This window comes from Burkholderia sp. Bp9031, from assembly GCF_003857965.1.
GTDB classification, from domain to species: Bacteria; Pseudomonadota; Gammaproteobacteria; order Burkholderiales; family Burkholderiaceae; genus Burkholderia; species Burkholderia ambifaria_A.
Window position 1 is genome coordinate 1 of record NZ_QTPW01000102.1, and the last position, 566, is coordinate 566.

The following is a 566-nucleotide window of genomic DNA, read 5'->3' on the forward strand; positions in this document are numbered from 1 at the left end:
GAGGGCAAGAAGGTTCGGCGCAAGGATGTGTTGGGGTGGCGTGGCGAATATGAGGGTATGCCGCATTTGCATTTCGAGATCTTCATGTTGCCGAAGGATTTCGACGCGTATTTCGGGCGTACGCAGCTGGGTAACGGCACGCCCAACCCGCCAACCGGAACGGACTGGTGGGGGCATGCGTATTTCGTCATTCCGGCAGGCAGCAGGTTTCGCCGTTTGCCTGAGAAGGCCGATGCCCGCAACAAGTTGCATGGGATTGAATTCAAGCCCGGTCAAGAGGGCTCAAACTCCCTGCCGTTGCTCGTTGAGACCTACTTCAGCGTTGGCTCGAAATACACCAATGTCTGGAGTCTGGCGCAAGACGGCACTCGCACGCTGCTCACGCCGCAACCCGTCGAGGAAAAGGACTACGAATACGATCTGTACAAGCGTGCGACGGCGCTTTATCCGCCTTGTCCAAGCGATGGCTACGAGCTGCTGCGCTTTGGCCGCATCCTGTCGCCGTCCCAGACTCTGGCGGCAAATGCGCGCGCGACGTGGATGCAGGTCAACTGGGCGGCAGACAA

The 566-nt window shown here is 59.0% G+C and carries 1 pseudogene; it reads left to right on the forward strand.

What is annotated here, in order from left to right:
* Positions 1-566: pseudogene (locus tag DIE15_RS37330) on the forward strand (peptidase M23); the annotation flags it as partial.